The sequence below is a fragment of the Bartonella sp. CM86QHHN genome, assembly GCF_042194695.1.
Lineage (GTDB): Bacteria > Pseudomonadota > Alphaproteobacteria > Rhizobiales > Rhizobiaceae > Bartonella.
The window spans coordinates 1-3515 of record NZ_JBHIND010000088.1; the positions used below are offsets into that span (position 1 = coordinate 1).

At 42.3% G+C, this 3515-nt stretch carries 7 protein-coding genes; 5 read left to right on the top strand and 2 right to left on the bottom strand.

From position 1 onward, the window contains the following. Window positions 1-118: 118 nt before the first annotated feature. The gene (locus ACFIKX_RS09565; RefSeq protein WP_004861504.1) at window positions 119-415 is read right to left on the bottom strand and encodes a HigA family addiction module antitoxin; all 297 of its coding nucleotides are present in this window, start codon (window positions 413-415) and stop codon (window positions 119-121) included. Window positions 416-431: 16 nt separating this feature from the next. Beyond that, window positions 432-746: a type II toxin-antitoxin system RelE/ParE family toxin gene (locus ACFIKX_RS09570; RefSeq protein ID WP_375646167.1), complete on the bottom strand. Its 315-nt coding sequence runs from the start codon at window positions 744-746 to the stop codon at window positions 432-434. A gap of 52 nt (window positions 747-798) precedes the next feature. Here ACFIKX_RS09570 and ACFIKX_RS09575 point away from each other — a divergent pair, with 52 nt between their 5' ends. The 5 genes from ACFIKX_RS09575 to ACFIKX_RS09595 form a co-directional block, all read left to right on the top strand. Further along, a complete protein-coding gene (locus ACFIKX_RS09575) occupies window positions 799-1341 on the top strand; it encodes a hypothetical protein (protein ID WP_375646170.1) in 543 nt (180 codons plus the stop codon). Further along, the gene (locus tag ACFIKX_RS09580; RefSeq protein ID WP_375661248.1) at window positions 1322-2011 is read left to right on the top strand and encodes a phage baseplate assembly protein V; all 690 of its coding nucleotides are present in this window, start codon (window positions 1322-1324) and stop codon (window positions 2009-2011) included. Before ACFIKX_RS09575 ends, ACFIKX_RS09580 begins: the two co-directional genes overlap by 20 nt. Continuing rightward, a complete protein-coding gene (locus tag ACFIKX_RS09585; RefSeq protein WP_375637330.1) occupies window positions 2008-2349 on the top strand; it encodes a GPW/gp25 family protein in 342 nt (113 codons plus the stop codon). The genes ACFIKX_RS09580 and ACFIKX_RS09585 overlap by 4 nt, the downstream gene beginning before the upstream one ends. After that, entirely contained in the window at window positions 2346-3173 is an 828-nt protein-coding gene (locus ACFIKX_RS09590; protein ID WP_375646137.1) for a baseplate J/gp47 family protein, read from the top strand. Before ACFIKX_RS09585 ends, ACFIKX_RS09590 begins: the two co-directional genes overlap by 4 nt. Next, window positions 3173-3515, top strand: a 343-nt coding sequence (locus tag ACFIKX_RS09595) for a phage tail protein (RefSeq protein ID WP_375661249.1), incomplete at its 3' end; no start/stop codon positions are given. The genes ACFIKX_RS09590 and ACFIKX_RS09595, both read left to right, overlap by 1 nt.

The following is a 3515-nucleotide window of genomic DNA, read 5'->3' on the forward strand; positions in this document are numbered from 1 at the left end:
GCCACATAGCATGGATTCTTTGTTGCGAACTTACGAACCAGATTTAGAGAGCCCCATTAAAAAGGTTGCTTAAGTAAAAAAAACATCTCCCCTCCCCGTTCTTAAGATGGGGAGGTGGTTAAACCCTACATTCAAATTTATTGATTTTGGCAAATTCGTCTGCTTTTTCAGTTTGTAATATACTAACGTCATAAGCAGCTTGCATGTTAAGCCAAAATTCAGCAGTAGTATCAAAAAAATAGGCTAATCTGAGAGCAGTATCGGGAGTCACTGGACTATTTTCAGCAACAATACGTTCTATTCTCGTGCGTGGAACATTTAATGCTTTTGCAAGAGCATAAGCAGAGAGGGCATATTCTTTTAAATATTCCTCTCGTAAAATTTCTCCGGGATGAATCGCTATATAATTTTTCATCTCGACCTCCTACAGATCAATGATAATCTACGATTTCAACTTCATAGGCACCATTAGAGCGCCATTCAAAACAAATACGAAACTGGTCATTAATACGGATAGAATATTGACCTTTACGCTCTCCTTTCAACGCTTCTAGACGATTTCCCGGAGGACTGCGCAAATCTTTAAGATCAACTGCTTTATCGAGCATAAACAACTTTCTTTGGGCTATACGCACTAGAGTGGTGGGAAAGCCTCTGGGCAGATTGCCTTCTAAAAGATCTTTACACCGCTTATCAGCAAAAGATTCAATCACCAAATCACCTCTATTCGTTCTTTTATGTATCATAACATGATACTAGTTTTAAGAAAAGGATAAATGTTAAATGACAGAAACATTTATGCACCCCCGTGAGACGATAAGAGAAACATTTGTTGCGTTGATAAAGGCAGCAAAGACGGCAGCTGGTGCCAATGTTTTCAATATGCGTGATTTCAATTTATTTATTGAAGCAATGCCAGCTATTAATATCTCAACGCAAAGTGAAACCATTGAAGATGGACATGATTTTGGCTTAAGGCGGCGTGTTTTAACAGTAGATGTTGAATGTTATGCAACATGTGAAGATGGCGCACGTTTTGTTGACCAATTAGCGTGGGAAGTTGAAGAGATTTTCCATGCCAACCCCAATCTTAACAACACCGTTGAGACATGCCGCCTGCAAAATATTGCTTTTGCCTTTGGCGATAATGGCGCTCTAGCACTCCACGGTGCAATTTTAACCTTTGACGTAACTTACGTCACCAATATCCCCTGCCTTGATGAAGGAAAGGCAACCGAAAGAGTTGTTGAACCCCTTGTCGGTTTTAAACCCGAAACAGGTATGGGAAACCAAGACAAATACCATAAAATTGAAGGTGGACATGTTAGAGCGGCGCGATAAAGAGATCACAGATCTAAAGAGACGTGTAGCAAATATGGTTGTGGTGGGGAAGATTAGCCATGTCGACCATAAAAACGCACGCTATCGGATAAAAAGTGGCAATCTTGTCAGTGACTGGATTCCAGACACACAAGCCCGCGCCGGTAAAACACGCTCCTATGAAGGACGTGATGTTGGAGAGCAAGTGGTTGTTATCGCCTCATCAGGCGATTTATCACAAGGAGTGATTGTTGGTTCACTTCACACCGATGCTAATCAAGCAGCCGATAAGGGCAGCATTCACCGAACGATATACCCTGATGGAACCAGCCTTGAATATGATGATGAACAAAATACTTATGGAATTCATATCAAATCAGGTGGAAAATTTCTTCTCACGATTGCTGATGGTGTGTCACTAAAAGGTGATGGTGGCAAGCTAGAGCTTACCGCACCGGAAGGCATAAAGATTGTTTCAGAAAGCGATATAAATTTAAACGCAAAAGGCAACATCTCTTTGAAGGCTGGTGATGGCATTTCACTGAATTCGAATGATAGTCTCTCTCTTTATTCTGGGAATAATGTTTCCATTCATTCAAGTGGACTAAAGCATAACGGCACCAATGTAGGAGCAACACATGTTCATGGCGGTGTTACTTCTGGTGGTTCTATGACAGGAGGTCCCAATTGAACAGTGGAATGGACCGTACAACAGGAAAGCCATTGACCGGCATTGATCATTTGCGGCAATCGATTATTGATATCTTATCAACACGCATTGGCACACGGGTGATGCGACGTGATTATGGTTCACGCGTTGCCGATATTATTGATGCGCCAGTGAATAATAGTTTTGCCGTTGCCCTTTATGCCGCCATTGCCGAGGCTTTAGACAAATGGGAACCGCGTTTTAAGCTTAAAAAGATTGATTTTCAAATGCTTGAAACTGGACAAGTTTCTTTATCCTTTGAAGGACTTTATTTGCCATCAGGCAAGCCCATTACCATGGAAGGATTACTGATAAAATGAATGGAGTGCTTGCAAAACCAGAAATCATCACGGAACTTTCTTTTGAAGAAATACGGGCAGCGGCTCTTGCCCATTTAAAAGAGCTTTTGCCTCATTATACATTTTTAGAAAGTGATCCGGCAGTAAAAGTCATTGAGGCTTTTAGCTATCGAGAACTGCTTTTAAGGCAGCGTATTAACGAAGCAGCACGCAACAACATTCTTGACTTTGCAATCGGTGAATCTCTTGATGCTTTAGGGAATTGGCATGGCCTTACCCGTATGGAGGGAGAAAGTGACGAGAGATATCGTGAACGCATACAGCTTCATGCCCGTGGAGGAAACGGAAGTGGAACAGAACCCTATTACAAGCTTATAGCCTTAACAGCCGATAGCCGTGTGAAGGATGCGATTATTTATCGTAAAGGCAAAGACCCAACCATCTATGTTGCTGTTTTTGGCAATAATGAAGAAGGAACAGCCTCTGAAGATCTCTTACAAACAGTTTCACAAGCTCTTCACAGAAAAAATATCATCATGACCAATGATACGATTATTGTGCATGCTGCTGTTAAAAAAGTGCTGGACTTAGAAGCAGATGTTTGGCTGTTATCGGAAACATCTTTGAAAATTCTCACGACAATGGAGGCAAATTTAAGAGCAGCATGGAGACAAGAACAAGCCATTGGTCGTGAATTAAGCCTCTCGTGGTGGATTTCAAAACTAATGATTTCTGGTGTCCAAAAAGTCATTGCCATTACCCCAACACAAGACAGTATGGTTTGTGATGAAGAAATTTTATCGATTGGAAAAATCACCTTAAACTTCAAAGGGCGTGCGCGCTAATGGTTGGTTCCCTCCTTCCCACAAACGCAACAGAATTTGAAAAGCGCCTTGCCGATGCTTGCGATTTTCATCAAGATATTGATGGTTCTGTTTTGGGGATTTCACGCGCAAAACTGATCACACGCCCTCCCCGTTTCTTGCCGTGGCTCATTGAAGAATACGGGCTTGGAGAGCTTACGCCTTATGTTCCAAACCTCTATGATTTGATTGATCAAGGGCTTCAATGGCAGCGTTTGCGCGGCTCCCTTGCTGCAATAGAGGTGGGGCTTGAATGGCTAGGGATTTCGGCACGCTTTCAACCCGCCTGGACGGGGCGAGCATGGTGGAATTCCTTTCAACTTG